17 protein-coding genes are annotated in these 14,047 nt (G+C 54.9%); 4 read left to right on the forward strand and 13 right to left on the reverse strand.

Annotated features, from left to right (window positions below):
- Positions 1-80: 80 nt before the first annotated feature.
- Positions 81-446, forward strand: a complete 366-nt coding sequence (trxA, locus tag BM477_RS01500; protein ID WP_075360883.1) for a thioredoxin — start codon at positions 81-83, stop codon at positions 444-446.
- A gap of 77 nt (positions 447-523) precedes the next feature.
- A complete protein-coding gene (locus BM477_RS01505) occupies positions 524-1,279 on the forward strand; it encodes a type I 3-dehydroquinate dehydratase (RefSeq protein ID WP_075360884.1) in 756 nt (251 codons plus the stop codon).
- Positions 1,280-1,298: 19 nt separating this feature from the next.
- Here BM477_RS01505 and BM477_RS01510 read toward each other — a convergent pair whose 3' ends face one another.
- Together BM477_RS01510 and BM477_RS01515 are read right to left on the reverse strand one after the other, a co-directional pair.
- On the reverse strand, positions 1,299-2,000 hold the full coding sequence (locus tag BM477_RS01510; RefSeq protein WP_075360885.1) for a TetR/AcrR family transcriptional regulator: 702 nt from the start codon (positions 1,998-2,000) through the stop codon (positions 1,299-1,301).
- Positions 2,001-2,154: 154 nt separating this feature from the next.
- Positions 2,155-2,709, reverse strand: coding sequence for a (deoxy)nucleoside triphosphate pyrophosphohydrolase (locus BM477_RS01515; RefSeq protein WP_075360886.1), 555 nt, complete (start codon positions 2,707-2,709; stop codon positions 2,155-2,157).
- A 130-nt stretch (positions 2,710-2,839) separates the two neighbouring features.
- On the opposite strand from BM477_RS01515, the gene BM477_RS01520 reads away from it, so the two are divergent.
- A complete protein-coding gene (locus tag BM477_RS01520) occupies positions 2,840-3,121 on the forward strand; it encodes a TM2 domain-containing protein (RefSeq protein ID WP_245792795.1) in 282 nt (93 codons plus the stop codon).
- A 540-nt stretch (positions 3,122-3,661) separates the two neighbouring features.
- Complete coding sequence (locus BM477_RS01525) at positions 3,662-4,837, forward strand: AIR synthase-related protein (protein ID WP_075360887.1); 1,176 nt, start codon at positions 3,662-3,664, stop codon at positions 4,835-4,837.
- Here BM477_RS01525 and BM477_RS01530 read toward each other — a convergent pair.
- The 11 genes from BM477_RS01530 to BM477_RS01580 all read right to left on the reverse strand — a co-directional run bounded on the left by BM477_RS01530 (position 4,820) and on the right by BM477_RS01580 (position 13,078).
- Positions 4,820-5,527, reverse strand: coding sequence for a 3'-5' exonuclease (locus BM477_RS01530; RefSeq protein ID WP_084543623.1), 708 nt, complete (start codon positions 5,525-5,527; stop codon positions 4,820-4,822). The genes BM477_RS01525 and BM477_RS01530 overlap by 18 nt on opposite strands.
- A 104-nt stretch (positions 5,528-5,631) precedes the next feature.
- Positions 5,632-6,129 (reverse strand): hypothetical protein, encoded by a 498-nt coding sequence (locus BM477_RS01535; protein WP_075360889.1) that lies wholly within the window; start codon positions 6,127-6,129, stop codon positions 5,632-5,634.
- Positions 6,130-6,255: 126 nt separating this feature from the next.
- Positions 6,256-6,543: a hypothetical protein gene (locus BM477_RS01540; protein WP_075360890.1), complete on the reverse strand. Its 288-nt coding sequence runs from the start codon at positions 6,541-6,543 to the stop codon at positions 6,256-6,258.
- Positions 6,544-6,567: 24 nt separating this feature from the next.
- Positions 6,568-6,849: a hypothetical protein gene (locus BM477_RS01545; protein ID WP_075360891.1), complete on the reverse strand. Its 282-nt coding sequence runs from the start codon at positions 6,847-6,849 to the stop codon at positions 6,568-6,570.
- 34 nt (positions 6,850-6,883) lie between these two features.
- Positions 6,884-7,414, reverse strand: coding sequence for an isopentenyl-diphosphate Delta-isomerase (idi, locus tag BM477_RS01550; RefSeq protein ID WP_143230166.1), 531 nt, complete (start codon positions 7,412-7,414; stop codon positions 6,884-6,886).
- Between the two features lie 23 nt (positions 7,415-7,437).
- On the reverse strand, positions 7,438-8,865 hold the full coding sequence (locus BM477_RS01555; RefSeq protein WP_075360893.1) for a hypothetical protein: 1,428 nt from the start codon (positions 8,863-8,865) through the stop codon (positions 7,438-7,440).
- 15 nt (positions 8,866-8,880) lie between these two features.
- Positions 8,881-9,825: a DUF5996 family protein gene (locus BM477_RS01560; protein WP_075360894.1), complete on the reverse strand. Its 945-nt coding sequence runs from the start codon at positions 9,823-9,825 to the stop codon at positions 8,881-8,883.
- Between the two features lie 76 nt (positions 9,826-9,901).
- Complete coding sequence (locus BM477_RS01565) at positions 9,902-10,543, reverse strand: hypothetical protein (RefSeq protein ID WP_075360895.1); 642 nt, start codon at positions 10,541-10,543, stop codon at positions 9,902-9,904.
- A 17-nt stretch (positions 10,544-10,560) separates the two neighbouring features.
- A complete protein-coding gene (locus BM477_RS01570; protein WP_075360896.1) occupies positions 10,561-11,061 on the reverse strand; it encodes a GNAT family N-acetyltransferase in 501 nt (166 codons plus the stop codon).
- Positions 11,062-11,141: 80 nt separating this feature from the next.
- Complete coding sequence (locus BM477_RS01575) at positions 11,142-11,450, reverse strand: metal-sensitive transcriptional regulator (protein WP_245792797.1); 309 nt, start codon at positions 11,448-11,450, stop codon at positions 11,142-11,144.
- Positions 11,450-13,078: an FAD-dependent oxidoreductase gene (locus BM477_RS01580; RefSeq protein ID WP_075360897.1), complete on the reverse strand. Its 1,629-nt coding sequence runs from the start codon at positions 13,076-13,078 to the stop codon at positions 11,450-11,452. The genes BM477_RS01575 and BM477_RS01580 overlap by 1 nt, the downstream gene beginning before the upstream one ends.
- Positions 13,079-14,047: the final 969 nt, after the last annotated feature.

Genomic DNA, 14,047 nt, shown 5'->3' on the forward strand with positions numbered 1-14,047 from the left:
CTGGGGAATAAAACCCGGTATAGTCGTGTTTAGTTGAATAGCTAGGCGGGAAACCGCAACCCCAACTTTATGGAGAAAACATGGCAACCGTTGAATTGACCAAAGAAAACCTTGACCAGACAATTAGTGAGAACGACATCGTAATGGTGGACTTCTGGGCAGCATGGTGCGGCCCGTGTCAGCAGTTCGGCCCCATCTACCAGGCCGCCTCAGAGAAGCACCCTGACGTAGTCTTCGGCAAGGTTGACACCGACGCGCAGCAGGAAATCGCTGCTATGGCCGGTATCTCCTCCATTCCGACCGTCATGATTTTCCGTGAGGGTGTCCCCGTGTTCCGTAACGCCGGCGTGCTCCCAGAAGCCGCCATTGGCGACTTGCTGAAGCAGGTTAAGGAACTGAACATGGATGAGGTTCGCGCCCAGATTGAAGAAGCTGAAAAGAAATAAGCTTCAGCCTCTCAATGATGCAAAGATTTGAACAGCAACCCCTCGCGGAAATTAATCCGCGAGGGTGTTCGCTTATAGTGCCCATTCAGGCGGCCACCAAGACCGGCCTCCTCGAACAAGCCAACCAGGCCCGCGGCATCGCTGACGTGGTCGAAGTGCGGTTAGACGCCCTCGGAAACCTCCCAGAAATTATTAAAAACAGTGACTGGGGTTTCCTCAATGAGGTCCGTGCCATCACTGCTACGCCTATCCTGGCGACCATCCGTACCACGGAGCAAGGCGGGAAAGCCCAGCTGGCTTTCATGGATTACGCCGAGGGAGTCGCGGAAGTCGCCCGGACCGCTGAATATGTGGACGTCGAATGGGATCTGGAAATCCCTGAACCCATCCTCGGGGGACTCATCGACGCTGTTCGTCAAGGCGGAGCGCAAAGCGTAGTGTCCCGGCACGACTACGAAAACATGCCGACCGTCGCGGAACTGGACGCATACTTCTCCGGTGCGAAGCGGCTAGGAGCACACGTTGCCAAACTAGCGGTCACCCCAGCAAACCGCACGCAGGTAGCGCAACTCATGCAGGTTATCTCCCGCCATGCTGAACAAAACCAGCGGGAAGCTAAAATTGTGGGCAGAGTCCACACCACTCCGAACACTGAAATACTGGGTATTGGGATGGGTGAAGTTGGGGCAATCTCTCGGCTTTCTGGACACCTCTACGGCAACTGTGCCACCTTCGCGGCGTTGCCCGGAAACAGCACTGCGCCGGGACAGCCTGACGCTAGGAGACTAGTTGAAACGCTAGACCAGATGGCTTCCGTAATACCGCCCCGCTAGAGCGGGCCGCGACGGAAAACTAGTGGATTACCGGGCAGACAGAGGTCACTTGCGGTTGCACTCTGCGCTGCGCCAAGTCCTGGGTGGCTAGCTCAACCATCTCTTCATACTCTTCCCGAGATGGCGGATCAACCTCCGCTCCCAATCCACTCAGAATAAACTGCTCAGTGGTCAAGATTGTGCCCGCATACTCATGCGGTTCGCGGGCGCGAATACCAGCAGCCAAAGCCGCATGGATCAAATGAATCAGCGGATTAGTGCGCTGCTCCCGAATCAACCCCTGACGCATGGCGTCACGCAGAATCGAATGAAGAATATCCTCCACAATCACGGCATGCGCTGAAAGCTCTGTAGCAGTTTCTTGGCTGACCGCATGACGTAACTCCACCGAGGTAGCCATCTGATAGTCAGAATTTAGGCGCAACTGCTGTCGTACGTAGATGCGAATCTTTTCAATCGGATCATCGACTGAAGCTAGAGCCTCTTGAATCTTCGCGGCATACTGGTGGGTCTGTTCCGTAATGAACGCCAGCAGTAAGGACTCTTTGTCTGGAAAATGATTGTAGACGGCGGTGCGTCCTACCTCAGCCTTCGCTGCAATCTCTGCCATTGTGATTGAATCAAAGCCTTTTTCACGCAGCAAGTCAGCGAGGGCGTCAAAAAGTCGCGAGCGCACCTGAGCGCGGTGCTCTGCCAGGTTATGGCCCATAATTTTCGGCACAATCTCACATCCCCAAAAAGTTCTGAACTGATGTCATAATAACTAGGAAAAGAACTCTGAGGCGATAATTTTCTATAAACCCCGCAAAATCCTTGAGAAATAGCGGAAACGCGGGAAAGCCCTCTTTGTTGAGGGTTATTACTATTTTACCGAATTAGACGCCGATAGTGTGACGTATTCCCTGCAAGATCGGGAAATCTGCGGGCAGCCAGTCTAGGTTAGAGGTTTCTGCCCACGGCACCCACAACAGCTGCTGATGGCCGCCATCGAGGGACTCTAGTAGCGGCATTCCACCTCCTTCCGCTAGTTCGCACACCCAAACCCGCATCCGCAGATTGGCAACTAAGGGCCAATCTGTTCCGCCGTCTGGCAGATTTGCTGCAACCTCGCCGTCCACCTGATCGGCGTAGCGGCCTCCTTTTGCGTACAGTTCACGCCAGCGTTGACGGGTAGGCTCGTCAATCGTGGGCGCGGTGGCGTGAATCCTCGGCCCGACGGTGACGCGGATTCCTAGTTCTTCTTGCAGTTCGCGGTGGAGGGCGGGCAGCGCTTCCTCCCCCGAATCTACTTTCCCGCCGGGCAGTTCCCATTTGCCACGTAGTTCAGCTGGGTAGGAACGTTGTGCGCAAAGTAGGTGGGTGGGGTGGGATAGTTGATTGACGATTGCGGCAGCAACCACGAGTTGAGCCGAGGGGGTGGCGATGTTCATAAAATCAGCATAAACCTGACTGTAAAATCCGCCAACCGTGAGGTAAGTGTCACGTACTACTTGTCAAAGCATGGGACTAAAGGCTACTAATGTATAGTTGGAATATCAGATGACAATGTCAGGAGACAAAATGACAGAATATCAAGCAAATGCTTCCGCTAATCAGCAACCTATGATGGGTGGACAGTCGCAAAAATCGCGTGTTGTTGCCGGTGTGCTCGGCATCCTCTTGGGCGGTCTCGGAATTCACAACTTCTACTTGGGCTACACCAAGCTAGGTGTGATTCAGCTGGTCCTCACCATCCTCAGCTTCGGCGTTGCCTCACTGTGGGGCTTCGTTGAAGGTATTTTGTACTTGGTGGGCAATACTCCCCGTTGGTCTCAGGATGCGCAGGGCCTGCCGCTTTCGTAGCGAGTCCTTTCGAGGCTTAAATTAGTTAGCTTCAGAAAAATCGAGGCGCACGTATGCGCCTCGATTTTTTATGCCCAAAACCCTATTCACATGGTTATCCACAGGTTTTTCGGCACTATGGCGAATTGCCCACAGGCCTGTGGATAAAAGCTGTGTACAAGTAGTCTGAATTTGTGGAATTATGCGGTGAAATATGCGTTGCGAACGAAAGCTTCAAGTATTGATTGAAGGTTTCAACTTTGTTGCGGCGGATTGAATTGACGGCTTTCGTTGCAATTGCAACGAAAAATCTAATATTTGTTCGAGAATTCAACAAAACTCGCAGTCTTTCACTCAATTTCTGCAAGTTTGCCTGTAACTAGCAAATGATTATCCACAAAAGGCCGATTCGCCTGTGGATAACTTCGTGTTTTGGGGGTGTTTTGGCGACCTTAGTCCCAGAGTTATCTACAGTTCGCTGTGCTAGGAATTTATTGAGCTAGCGAAGCAAACTGGTAAAGTAACAGTCGAATCTATCCAGAGAAAAAGACTGAGGGAACTATGACAGCGCATGCAGGATCTGCTGATTGGATGAAAGCTCTACAAGAGGAAACTATCCTCAGCTTGAACGATGCTGAAGACACCCAGAATGCGGAGCTCACTGATTTAGTTGCCGAAGCCTTGGACGACTACGGCCCCGCTGAAAGACCAAAACGCAGCGGTCTAGTGCATGCTCCAGTCGAATACCCGGAACTGCTTCCTCTGGAGCCCACGCAGATTGTCGACCAGGTGAAAGAACTCTTCTCCGCCTTGCAGACAGAGGAACACGCCGCTGGGAAACGTGCGGAAACTGACTCCCCGTCGGATCTCTCTGCTCCTGCAGCGACCGCAACGAACCCGCATTTCGCGGCGGTTGATCCTGTAGCTGCTGCTGAGCAGGCAGTCGCCCAAGCTTGTCGCGTTGCCTGCGCTGCCGGCATCCAGCCGAAAGTGGTGGGGATTGAACTCCAACACGGCGACCTGACCGACCCGCAGATGCGTTGGAAACTGGCCCGCGCAGCGAAAGCTGCCTCCCGTGCCGTGAAGAGCCTTGGACTGGACCTGACTGTGGCAAAGCTGCGTGCCACTTCGCAGAATCTGGTAAACACCGTGGCCGTGGTGGCAGGTGAACCATTGGGTAAACTGATTCCCGCCGGCTGGAATCGGGAGGGCCTAGCCATCATGCTGCTGGGGGACACGAACTCTGAACTGGGGGCCTCAGCATGGGCTCGACACTATAACGCTGAGCCGGAAGACGCCCTCGGCGTTAACCTCCCTGACGCGGACCTGCCGGCGGAAGGCGCCCTCGCCCGGGTGCTGCTGGCATTGGCTGGCAATGACCTGCTACCCTCCGCGACCGCAGTGCAAGAAGGCGGTCTCGCTGCCGCTATCCTGCAGTCGTGCCAAAAATTTGGAATCGGGGGATCTATCGACTTAGGGGGCGTCTGCTCCAACTGGCGCCTGAGCACTGCGGAAGCACTCTTTTCCGAGGCTCCTGCCCGCGCCCTAATTGCTGTCCCCGAGGGTGTCATCCCCGCAGTGGAAGCTGCCGCGGACGCAGAAGATGTCGCCAGAATACGGATTGGAACTACCGGGGGTGAGCTTATGGTGATGAACGGCGCAGCGAAACCGAACCCGACCGGAGCGGAACCCTTGGAGGGTGACCTGCTGGTTTTTCCGCTAGCTGACTTGGCGTAGGGTTTTCGCCCAGCTTTCCGGGAGCCGGCTCAGTAGATCAGAGGCGGGTAAGGACGAGGATGTGTCGGCCTCCCCAGACCACGGCATCACATAGTTGAAGCCCGCAATCTGTAGGTAGGCGGCCGCCAAAAGTGCGGTCGCATCCGCGTCATGTAGTGCCCGATGATGGTGTTTTAAGGGAATTCCTAGGAACTCGCAGCAGGCGGTCAGAGCCCGAGACGGTGTTTGAATAAAATGTTTCGCCTCCGTCAGAGTGCATAAAGCGGGGGCCTGTGACAGCCCCGGCCAAGGCCAAAACTCAGTCTGCGTAAAAGCGGCCTGCAGGAAAGAAGAATCGAAACGACTGCTGTGGGCAATCAGGATGCGGTCTTGTAAAAGCTCAGTCAGAGTCCCAGCTATCTGCGCAAAAGTCGGGGCGTCAGCAACATCAGCTTCCGTGATGTGGTGAATGTGGGTGGGACCGACATCGTGCCCGGCACCGGGGTTAAGTAGCTGATTCCAGGTCCCCTCAATCGTGAAGGAAGGAGACAGCAAGACCACACCGACTTCAAGAATCCGACCATCCTCCGCTGATAGGGATGTAGTCTCCAAATCCACTACCGCGAAACCTCGGTAGTGCCCATCCAGCAGCGCGGCAAGCTGACTGGCCACGCTTCCAGGTAGGAGCGGGCGAGGGGTAGTTTCCATCATGCGTATCAGTATAGTTTCTGCCTGAGACAAGTTGCCCTGCCCAGGTTCGGTAAAGCGTCTGGGCAGGGCAACTAATTTAGCTGAAAAAGAGAGGAATGCTCTACTTACAGGCCGGTCTTGGAAGAGTCAACACCAGCAGCGGCGCAGCCCTCACGTGCATCGATCACGTAGCCGGGGATTTTTTGGGCAACAGCAGGATCGATTGAGGTGCCCTTTTCAGTGAATTCGCCTAGCTTGGAGAAAGCCTCCTTCAACTTCGGGCTGGAAGCCAACTCTGCTGCCTTGTATGCGGGTGCCGAGAGAGGCTTGAGAGCCGCCATGTACTTCTCCGGGTCAGAAGAATCTGCGGCAGTGGGAGGAGTGAACCCCTTGATGCCTTCAGCAAAAGCTTCACAGGCTGCCTTATCGGCGGCCACCGTGTCACCAGATTTGGCGGCGCCGGAGTCTTCCACAGTGGACATAGTCTCAACAGTAGACATTGCCTCAACAGTAGCGGTCATAGCTTCGGGGGTCGGCTCGGCTGCTTTCTCCGTGGAGGCGCCGCAGGCGCTCAGGCTCAAGGTCAACAATAGTGCGGTAGCGCCAATAATCGTTTTCTTCATAGTTTCCTTCAAATCTGTTTTGTCTATCAGTGAGAGGCTGCTCTAACAGCATCTCAGCCCATCCACTCTATCGCAAAGGCATTGCCTGGTGTTATTCAGCAAAGGGGAAGTGGCCAGGGTCGCATCCTACTTTAGTGCGCTTGCGGCGGAGTCAATCACAGCTTTTGCAAGCGCTAAGTCCGTCCCCGTGCGTTCCTGGTAGGATTTCATTGCCCCAATCCGCTTCCCCTCCAGAATGAAGGAAATCTCTGCGTCAGTTAGCCCCAAATCAGTGGTGGCGGGATTATCTTGGCCGGCTTGTAAACGTAGCTTCAGTTGTGCGATAGTGGCGGCCTGATTCACTGCCTGCCGGCGAAGCGAAGCTAACTCCAGTGTTTGATTCTCAGTGGCAGCGGATTTACGTTGAAAAAACATCCCCAACCCTTCCTTTTGAATGGCTTATTTAATGGTGTCAATAGCGGCTTTGGATTCCGTCAGGGTGCGTCCAGTTCGCATCCGGTAGGCCTTGATTGCGCCAACCGGGTCACCCGCCCGTGCCATGGCGGCCTCCTCAGCATTCACCTCAAAATCGGGGTGATACACTGATTCTGCCGCCTCAGCTTGCATGTCCAGTTGGCTTTGCAAGTCCCGGATTGTTGCGGCTTGCTCTTGCACTAGCTGGCGTAAAGCCTCAATTTGGTGCTCAACTTCTTCGGCACTTTCAGAACGTCCAAACAGCATGGATTCTCCTTAAACTAATGAAGTGTTTAGTAGTCTAGCATGGCCACTGGTCCAGTTGTTTGACCGCCCACGGGCTGAAAGCGAAAGGTGCTGCCGAGGCGGCCGTCACGAAATCTGCGAACGGCACCCAGGTGGCTTCCATCACTTCAGCCGGGTTCAGGTCGAGCTTTGGACGCTGAGTCAAAGTGATCGCGTAAACCGGGCAAATCTCGTTTTCCACAATCCCGGAGGTATCTACCGCACGGTACCGGAACTGAGGCAAAATGGGGACGAGGGGGAGTGCTTCGTCAATCCGCAGGCCCAGCTCATCGGCGGCGCGGCGAATAATAGCGCACTGGTCAGACTCATCCACGCCAGGGTGTCCGCAGACGCTGTTTGTCCAAACGCCCGGCCAAGTCAGTTTACTCAGTGCCCGTCTAGTTACCAGAACATTGCCCTGTGGGTCAAAAATATGGCAAGAAAACGCCCGATGTAAAGGCGTCGAAGTAGTGTGAACCAGCGCCTTTTCGCGGGTTCCAAGCGGATTGCCTTGCTCATCGCAAAGCAGAACAAGTTCAGTGTTCATGTCGCCCAATTCCGTGTTTTTAGTTAAGGTTTTAGTGGTTGAGAAAGGTTAGTGATTAGTTCCAGCTCATCCGGATGGGAGTCGTAATATTTTATATGCTCCCGGTAGAGACGCTGAAACAGCTCCGTACGAATTTGATGAACCTGTTGATTGGTTGCTGGATCAAAAAAATCCAGTCCTGGAACCATCAACCATCGTACCCGCATTTCCCATAGCATACGTAGGTAAATCAGTCCTAAACCCCAGCCGTGAGTGGCGAAACGGAACTGGCTACCAGCCGTGTAGAACACGTATCCGCGATAGGTTTTCGACACCCTTGACACCTCACTGAACCGCATGGATTTGCGATAGAACGGCCCGAAACGGCTCCACATCTCATCCTCGTTGGCACCCACCCGCCACAGCAGACCGGAGATGAACAAAATTAGTCCCATGAGCAAAAATGCGGCAGGCGCAATGATAGAAGCAATGTCACCTTCAATGCCGCTACGATACTCCGAAACCGTAATCATCAACACCAGAGCAAAAGCCACCGATAACACTATGCCAGCATTCAAAATGATCCGGCTGCCCAGAATCTCACGTGGCATCTTCGGGCTGCGGGAACGTTTCGACAGTCGTTTTTCCTCTTTCTTGTCGGCTTTCACGGCGGGCCGCGGACCAAGATTAGGTCGCATGTACCGTTTCGCAGTCAGGTGGCTATTACCCTTCTGATACTGGATTTCCGAGGGAGAAGGGAAGTTCTTAGCATTGGGCGGTGCCAAGTTTATAGCGCGCGTAACAGGTAAAGTTTCCAAACTGAAAAGATAATCGTAAGCGCGGGCATGATTCATGTAGTAAGTGCGGTTATTAATAAATACCCACTGCGCCCAGGCGTGGGCGCGTCTTTGCGCTACTAAGTGCCAATCTGCACTGTCTGGAGCTACCCCATTAATCGTGAAACCGTGCGAATGTAGCTCCTCTGTGAGGCGCAATAATGCCAGCGAATAATCAGTCGTTTCAAAAGGCAAATTCAACTGGTTGACACCATCATTTATCTTCAAAAACATGGCACCGTATTGGACTTCTTTTACGTCAGAGAACTTCACTTCGGTGTACTTAAAACCCAAGGTGCGAATCCACACTTTCTCCGCATCCACCCCGGAACGTTGCCGCTGTAACAATGCGAACAGTACCAGCAGAAGCAACATTACTACTAAGAAAACAATTGCCCGCGTTAGTCGATCACTATCTCCGGCAAAATAGTCCCACCAGATTAAAGCATCCATTATTGCAGCAAAGAAAACTACTGAAATAGCAGCAAAATGTAACTCAGACGGTGCCCGGAAGGTTTGTGGCCGCGCCGGATTCGTTGGATCATCAGAAACCCTGCCAGTAGCCAGCCAACTCCCCTTCACCGAATCGGAACGGTGAAGGGGAGGTAGCGGCTTAGGATTAGAGCCTTCAGACATAGGTAACCGGGGAAACTACTGGTTCATGTATGCGGCCAAACGATCCGGGTCGGTGTCCAGATTCTCCCGATCCCAGCCGTCCAAATCAGCGGCCAAAGCGTAAGTGCTCTCCAAGAACTGGCGAACCATTTCCTCCGGATTATCGGACTTCCGGACCGCCTCATAAGGCAGCACATACTCGTATAGTTCTTCACTGTAGTAGGCTTCAGCCGGCTCAATCTTCTGCCGAGCATAACCGTCGGGTGTCGGATACGCGTAAGAGTAGAACAGGCCCTCACCCTCGCCTCCAGGCCAGAAACCCGCACTGGTCAGATGATGCGAATAGCCTTCCACCATCACCCAGTCCGCGCAGTTCGGGGCACCACCCGGATGGCGGGGAGCCGGCTTATCCACGAAACGAGTACAAGCCATATCGAAAGAACCCCAGAAGAAATGCACCGGGCTGACCTTACCGAGGAAGCCCGCACGGAACGCATCCATCGCAATATGGGCCTTCGACAGCTGCAACCAGAACCGGCGAACCGCGTCCTTATCGTAAGTCTTATGGACAGTGTCCTCCGGGAACGGGATAGCCGGATCAACCTCATTCGGGGTGACACTAATATCCATGGGGACCTCAATCTTCGCCATGGCGTCCTGCACCTTAGCGTAGAAGTCAGCGACCGTCATCTCCTCCAAAGCAAAGTCCGCATGCAAGCCATTGCTGCGGCGGAAACGAATCTCATGGTTCACAAAATCGAACTCAATATCGAAAACATCACCCTGGAAAGGGATCGAGGACGTCGTCAAACCAACCGGCGTCACATATAAAGTGACCTGCCACCAGTGGTTAATTAGCGGCGCATGCTGCATGCGGATCTTGCCAATAATCTGCGTCCACATGTGCAAAGTGTTGCGTGTGTCAGTCCAGTCATCAACCCGAAGTTCAGGCCATGCGGAAAAGGTGTTTGGGGTCGTCATAATAGGCTGTTCTCCAGTGAATCAGTGGTTTCAAATACACCCCCAGTATATCAACCCACGTCAACCCTAAAGCCGACTATTGATCCAGCGTAGCTTTCAGCGGAATCGACACCAAAGCCTGCAGCTTCGCTAACTCTTTCGGATGCTGCTGATAGTAAACGGCGAACCTTTCGGTCAAATCCTTGTACATTCGTTCGCGTTCCATCTCAGCCAAACGATGCCACGACTTATGCGTGGGATAACGCCCATCAATCCGGATGTCCCGGTACGGTAGGTGCTCCAAAATTTTCAGTATCGCCAAAGAATAATCACTTTTATAAGGCTTGAAACGGACCCTGGTGCGCCCGTAGCAGATGCGATAACGGGCGGGCGTATGATGGAACGCAGGCTGGAAATCCAACCTGTCAAACTGATCAAAACGGACCTCTTTATAGTAGATTCTGCCGAATCTCGTCCACACCTTATCCGGGTCAACGCCATGTGCGTAGAACCAGAAAAACAAACCGGCCAGCAGTATCAGGCTAGTCACCACTAAGATCGCCCAGTAGTCATCCAGCTCAATATCTACCCCGGGAGTGCGGGTAAAGAAAGTGTAGATACTGCCAATAATCGAAGGCAGCGCGAACGGTGTCAGGAAGTAACTAGCCCACCGGTACGTGTAGATACGGGGCTGACCGGGAACCGGGATTACTTGATTTGACGAGGAAGATTTCCGCATCTGAACTCCAGGGAATGCTATGCGTTTCTGTTCGTAATTTTGTGGAAAGCGACCCGGTCGCCGCCATCCTCCGCAGTAATAGTGCCGCACTCAACAAAGCCGAGCTTACCCAACAGGTGCCGCATAGGCGCATTATCGGCATGAGTGTCCACGCGCAGATTCGCGCACCGGGCAGCGCAAAACTCTACTGCTTGGCCGAGGATGCCGCGCCTTCGCCCATCGGAAGCGACCCGATGAATCGTCCCATAAAGCTCATCATTCAGCCAGTTTCCGTCACGGATCACCGCATAGGTGGGGTCCGGGCCAATCCGAAACATGAAGGTTGCGTGGACGCCCTCGTCCTCGTCCTCAATCACAAAACTAGCGCCCGCTGCAATGTCCGCGCGCAACATTTCCTCATCAGGATACCAGTCAGGCCACTGCGTCGGATTACCGGCCTCAGCCATGAAAGCGCGGGCAGCCGCGAAAATCTCCATCATACGTGGCAGGTCGGAAAGGCGGGACGGGCGAATCGGCATGAGCTGACTTTCTGATAGAAAAAGAGTCTCTCCAACCAATTATGGGAGGTCGGAGAGACTCCTGCAGAAGATAGTGAACGCTATGAAAGAGAAAGGAACAGCTTCTCCAAGGTCTTCGCGTCCATTTCGTCGCCGCCCTCAGAGAAGCACTGCTTCATACCGGAAGCCACAATCAGGTATCCGGCCCGGTCAATAGCTTTCGCGACCGCCGCCAACTGCATTACTGAAGTCTGGCAATCCTGCTCCGTTTCCAAAGCGCGAATCACCGCCTCCAGCTGGCCCTTCGCGCGCTTCAGACGAGTAATCGCCGGCTTGATTTCCGCCGCTGGCAAGCTCATGGATTTGCTCTTGCCGGCGGGGGTGGCTGTACTCTGCGTTTTGGTGCTCATTATTTCTGCGTCCCGTGCGAGTAGGTCAGGTAGCCGCCATCCAGGTTGGCTGCCTCAATTCCGTACTGGCTGAGGATGGTGACCGCGATATGGCCACGCAAACCAACCTGGCAGTTGACCAGCAGCTTCTTGCCGCGCAGCTCATCAATATGGTCACGCAGCTCATCCACCGAAATATTCACTGCCCCGGGCAGAGTTCCGCGCTCATACTCGCCAGGCGTACGCACATCGACCAGGGTCCAACCGTCGTTGATCGCGTCCTCGACCTCATACCATTGGAAGGTGCGTTCGCCACGCAAAATATTGTCATCAATGAAGCCCGCCATGTTAATGGGGTCTTTCGCGCTACCGTACTGCGGGGAGTACGCCAGCTCCACATCCGCCAACTCCTGCGCCTTCATGCCGGTGCGCATCGCCATGGAGATCACGTCAATGCGCTTATCAACACCGCTGCGGCCGACGGCCTGCGCGCCCAGAATCAGGTCGGTTTCCGCGTCAATCACCAGCTTCAAATGTAGCTGCGCGGCACCCGGATAGTAGCCGGCATGGCTCATGGGGTGCAGATGGATGATGCGGACGTTGCGGCCTTCCGCGCGGGCCCGCTTCTCATTCCAGCCGACCGCGCCGGCAGCTAGCTCGAACAGTCCCACAATGGCGGTGCCGAGGGTGGGTTTGACTGTGGTGCGGTCATCGTCGCGGCCGGCAATAATGTCAGCCAGTAGACGTCCGTGCCGGTTAGCGGTCTGCGCCAGAGGCACTAGGGTCGGAGCCTGTGAGGCGGCATCAATCTTTTCGGCGGCGTCGCCGAGGGCGAAGATCCGCGGGTCATTGGTGCGTAGCTGCTCATCGACCTTAATGCCGCCGCGTTCGCCAACTTCCAGGCCGGCTTGCACGGCCAGCTCGTTGCGGGGGCGAACGCCAATGGCGGCGACCACCAGTTCAGCGTTAATGCTTTGCCCGTCTTTGAGCTCCACCGTTTTCTCAGTGATGGCGGTAGTGTCAGCGCCGGTAATGACTTTGACCCCGTTCTTTTCAAGGTGCTTGGTGACAATATTCGCCATTTCCGGATCCAGCGGGGCCAGAATCTGAGCGGCCTTCTCAATGACGGTCACATCCATGCCGCGCTTGACTAGGTTCTCCGCGAGTTCCAGGCCAATGAATCCGCCCCCAATCAGGGCGGCCGACTTCGCGTTGGTGCTGTCCAGCTGTTCCTTGATGGCGTCTAAATCCTCCACAGTGCGCAGAGTCAAAGCGCGGTCAATCCCCGGAATTGGCGGGATAATGGGCACGCCACCGGGGGAGAGGACGAGGTAGTCGTAATGCTGCTGGCTGGTTCCGTCCGGGCCGACGAGGGTGACTGTCTGTGCTTCTCGGTCAATTGCGGTCGCCAAGGTATTCACCCGCACATCTAGGTTGAAGCGGGCGCGCAGAGACTGCGGGGTCTGCAGTAGCAGGGAGGATCGCTTCGGGATGGTGTCGCTGACGTGATAGGGCAGGCCACAGTTTGCAAAGGAAACATGGCCGGTGCCTTCGACAACGATAATCTCCATGTTTTCGTCGAGGCGACGGAGGCGAGTGGCGGTGGACATGCCGCCGGCGACTCCGCCGACGATAACAGTTGTAGTCATATTCTTGATGCTGCTTTCTAAAGGTTTTATTTGCGGGTGGTGTGCCGCTGGTGTTTTGCTCCGCGGGGCCGCTGTATTCTAGGGTGTTTGTCGCGTTGCGGGTGGTTTTCCGCCAGGTGGTTGAGCTGTGTGGTGGCAGTTCGTCTTGCGGGGTGGTTTGCGGCTAGGTGGTTGAGCTGTGTGGTGTTGGCTGGCCTTTTGAAGTTGCCTAACCGCGGAAAGCCCACGGGTTTGTCCGTGGGCTTTGACGCTTATGCTCTGTTCGCGGAATCAGCCACGTAGGCGAGAGAAGAAACCGGAGATTCCGCCACCGCTGGACTTGGTGTCGCGCTCACAGGTGCACCACTGGCTGGCGGGGACGCTGGCCTTGACTGCTGCAACATGCTGGCCGCAACCAGACCACGTCGTCTTGCCGCACTTCTTGCACTTAACGGGAGAACACATAATTCATGCCCTTTCATTTGGGAAACTCTTATACCCGGGTGGGTATTCAACCCTTTGAGAATACCCTAGGGGGTATCTCTTTGACAAGGCGTTGTGTCGGTAGGCACTGTTGCTGGGAGTCTTACTTATTAGTGTCACTGGCCTGTCGCCGTTCTGGGCGCCTTCTGTCGCTGATCCAGACGCCGCCTTCTATCGCCGTTCTGGGAGCCAGTTCGCAAAGCCTCGCGGTGCCGCTCAAGTAGTCTGTTTGCAAACCATCCTGCCACCGCCCCATACCCAGCTTCATCGAGTGTGCACCTTAGTGTTAATTGTGCACTGTGTAAGGTGCACATTTGTTGCTAACGGTCACATTCGGTGTGGGGCAGGGGTTGGTGTGCTGTGCCGCGGTGGTGTGGGGTGTTGTGCGGGGGTTGGTGTGCTGTGCCGCGGTGGTGTGGGGTGTGGGGCAGGGGTTGGTGTGCTGTGCCGCGGTGGTGTGGGGTGTTGTGCGGGGGTTGGTGTGCTGTGCCGCGGTGGTGTGGGGTG

Source organism: Boudabousia marimammalium, from assembly GCF_001936115.1.
Classification (GTDB): Bacteria; Actinomycetota; Actinomycetes; order Actinomycetales; family Actinomycetaceae; genus Boudabousia; species Boudabousia marimammalium.

Bases quoted from the DNA above. Each gene is read 5' to 3' on its own strand.
- trxA (WP_075360883.1), top strand. From the start codon at position 81: ATGGCAACCGTTGAATTGACCAAAGAAAACCTTGACCAGACAATTAGT.
- BM477_RS01515 (WP_075360886.1), bottom strand. From the start codon at position 2,709: ATGAACATCGCCACCCCCTCGGCTCAACTCGTGGTTGCTGCCGCAATC.
- BM477_RS01520 (WP_245792795.1), top strand. From the start codon at position 2,840: ATGACAGAATATCAAGCAAATGCTTCCGCTAATCAGCAACCTATGATG.
- BM477_RS01525 (WP_075360887.1), top strand. From the start codon at position 3,662: ATGACAGCGCATGCAGGATCTGCTGATTGGATGAAAGCTCTACAAGAG.
- BM477_RS01530 (WP_084543623.1), bottom strand. From the start codon at position 5,527: ATGATGGAAACTACCCCTCGCCCGCTCCTACCTGGAAGCGTGGCCAGT.
- BM477_RS01535 (WP_075360889.1), bottom strand. From the start codon at position 6,129: ATGAAGAAAACGATTATTGGCGCTACCGCACTATTGTTGACCTTGAGC.
- BM477_RS01540 (WP_075360890.1), bottom strand. From the start codon at position 6,543: ATGTTTTTTCAACGTAAATCCGCTGCCACTGAGAATCAAACACTGGAG.
- BM477_RS01545 (WP_075360891.1), bottom strand. From the start codon at position 6,849: ATGCTGTTTGGACGTTCTGAAAGTGCCGAAGAAGTTGAGCACCAAATT.
- idi (WP_143230166.1), bottom strand. From the start codon at position 7,414: ATGAACACTGAACTTGTTCTGCTTTGCGATGAGCAAGGCAATCCGCTT.
- BM477_RS01555 (WP_075360893.1), bottom strand. From the start codon at position 8,865: ATGTCTGAAGGCTCTAATCCTAAGCCGCTACCTCCCCTTCACCGTTCC.
- BM477_RS01560 (WP_075360894.1), bottom strand. From the start codon at position 9,825: ATGACGACCCCAAACACCTTTTCCGCATGGCCTGAACTTCGGGTTGAT.
- BM477_RS01565 (WP_075360895.1), bottom strand. From the start codon at position 10,543: ATGCGGAAATCTTCCTCGTCAAATCAAGTAATCCCGGTTCCCGGTCAG.
- BM477_RS01570 (WP_075360896.1), bottom strand. From the start codon at position 11,061: ATGCCGATTCGCCCGTCCCGCCTTTCCGACCTGCCACGTATGATGGAG.
- BM477_RS01575 (WP_245792797.1), bottom strand. From the start codon at position 11,450: ATGAGCACCAAAACGCAGAGTACAGCCACCCCCGCCGGCAAGAGCAAA.
- BM477_RS01580 (WP_075360897.1), bottom strand. From the start codon at position 13,078: ATGACTACAACTGTTATCGTCGGCGGAGTCGCCGGCGGCATGTCCACC.